Raw genomic sequence first — 2,436 nt, 5'->3', positions numbered from 1 at the left:
CCCGCAGCGTGCTGCGCCCCTACGGCGTGTGGGGCGTGATCAGCCCGTTCAACTTCCCCTCCGCGCTGGCCGCCGGACCGCTGGGCGCCGCGCTCGTCGCGGGCAACTCGACCGTGCTCAAGCCCAGCACGCAGGGCACGTTCAGCGCCGCGAAGCTGGTGGAGTGCCTGCGCGAGGCCGGGGTCCCCGCGAACGCGCTGCACCTGCTGCCCGGCGGCGACGACACCGGCAAGGCGCTGGTCGCGCACCCCGGCGTGGCCGGGCTGACGTTCACCGGGTCGCACGCGGCGGGCATGGAGGTGTACCGCTCGTTCGCGGGCGCCTACCCGAAGCCGGTGGTGTGCGAGATGGGCGGCAAGAACCCCGCCATCGTCACCGCCGACGCCGACCTCGACGTCGCGGCGACCGGCATCGCGCGCTCCGCGTTCGGGTTCTCCGGGCAGAAGTGCTCGGCCTGCTCGCGGGTCTACGTGCACCGCGACGTGCACGACGAACTGGTGGCCAGGCTGGTCGCGAAGACCGCCGAGCTGGTCGTGGGCGACCCGCTGGAGCGCCCGGTGTTCGTCGGGCCGGTGGTGGACGCCGACGCGGTCGCCCGGTTCTCCGACGCCGTCGCGCACGCCCGCGAGGTCGGGCGGGTCGTGGCGGGCGGCGAGGTGCTGGGCGCGGGCGACGGCCGCGCCGACGGCCACTACGTCGCGCCGACCGTCGTCACGGGCGTCCCGGTCGACGACCGGCTGTTCCGCGACGAGCTGTTCGTGCCGCTGGTGGCCATCGCGCCCGTCGACTCGCTCGACGAGGCGCTGGCCCTGGCCAACGACACCGACTTCGGGCTCACGGCCGGGCTGTTCTCCGGCGACGACGCCGATGTCGAGCGGTTCCTGGACGAGATCGAGGCGGGGGTGGTGTACGTGAACCGAGCGGCAGGCGCGACGACGGGGGCGTGGCCGGGGGTGCAGCCCTTCGGCGGCTGGAAGGGGTCGGGCAGCACCGGCAAGGCCGGGGGCGGACCGCACTACGTGCAGCTGTACCTGCGCGAGCAGTCCCGGACGGTGGTGTCCCGATGACCGCCACGAGCAACGCGGGCGCGGCCACCGCGCCGCTGCTGCGCACCGAGCTGCCCGGACCTCGGGCGCGCGAGGTGCTGGCCCGCGACGAGGCCGTCACCAGCCGCTCCCTGCCCAGGGCCTACCCGCTGGTGCCCGCGCGCGGGCGGGGCTGCGTGATCGAGGACGTCGACGGCAACCTGTTCCTGGACTTCAACGCGGGCATCGCGGTCAACTCCACCGGGCACGCGCACCCGCGCGTGGTGGAGGCGGTGCAGCGGCAGAGCGCGGAGCTGCTGCACTACTCGGCCAGCGACTTCTACCTGCCGATCTACTCGCGGATGTGCCGGGCGCTGGCGGACACCGCGCCGATCGACGGCCCGGCGCGGGTGTTCCTGACCAACTCCGGGGCCGAGGCGGTGGAGGGCGCCCTCAAGCTCGCCAGGCACGCCACCGGCCGCCAGTACGCGATCAGCTTCTACGGCTCGTTCCACGGCCGCAGCTACGGCGCGGTGTCGCTGACCGCGTCGAAGTCCAAGTACCACAAGGGCTTCGGGCCCCTGCTGCCCGGAATCCTGCACGCCCCGTACGGCAGCGACGCCACGTTCGAGCACCTGGAGGACGTGCTGTTCCGGCACGTCGGCCCCCCGGACGAGGTCGCGGCGATCTTCGTGGAGCCGGTGCAGGGCGAGGGCGGGTACATCGTGCCGCCGGAAGGGTGGCTGGCGCGGCTGCGGGAGCTGTGCGACCGGCACGGCATCCTGCTGGTGGCCGACGAGGTCCAGTCCGGGGTCGGGCGCACCGGGCGGATGTGGGCGGTCGAGCACACCGGGGTGCGGCCGGACGTGCTGCTCAGCGCCAAGGGGCTCGCGTCGGGCCTGCCCCTGGGCGCGTTCGTGGCGCGCGCCGACCTGATGGAGACCTGGCCCGCGGGCGCGCACGGGTCCACCTACGGCGGCAGCCCGGTGCCGTGCGCGGCGGGGCTGGCGACGCTGGAGGTCATCGAGTCCGAGGGGCTGCTGGCCAACGCGACCAGCGTCGGCGAGCGGCTGACGGCCGGGCTGCGCGGGTTCCAGGCGCGCTGGCCGGAGGCGGTCGTGGACGTGCGCGGCGTCGGCTTGATGCTCGGCGTCGAGCTGGCCACGGCGGAGCTGGCCGGGGCGGTGCAGCAGGCGGCGTTCGAGCGCGGGCTGCTGGTGCTGGAGTGCGGCGAGAGCAGCATCCGGGTGTCCCCGCCGCTGGTGAGCACCGAGGCCGAGGCCGACACCGGGCTGCGCGTGCTCGGCGAGGCGCTGGCGGCGGTGCTCGGGTGAGCAGCGGGTTGGGCCGGGGGGGGGGGGGGGCCGGGGTTGGCCCCCCCCCCCGCCCGGCCCCCCCCCCGCCCCCCCCC

The 2,436-nt window shown here is 75.5% G+C and carries 2 protein-coding genes; both read left to right on the top strand.

Annotation, left to right across the window (positions count from 1 at the left end):
- The coding region (locus ACTUAL_RS32340) for an aldehyde dehydrogenase family protein (protein WP_440902890.1) at window positions 1-1,067 on the top strand (1,067 nt) is incomplete at its 5' end.
- Entirely contained in the window at window positions 1,064-2,359 is a 1,296-nt protein-coding gene (locus ACTUAL_RS32335) for an aminotransferase class III-fold pyridoxal phosphate-dependent enzyme (protein ID WP_440902889.1), read from the top strand. The genes ACTUAL_RS32340 and ACTUAL_RS32335, both read left to right, overlap by 4 nt.
- Window positions 2,360-2,436: the final 77 nt, after the last annotated feature.

The sequence above is a fragment of the Actinosynnema sp. genome (assembly GCF_052038725.1).
The sequence above is the reverse complement of the archived record's forward strand: the minus strand, read 5'-3'. Positions and strand labels throughout refer to the sequence as shown.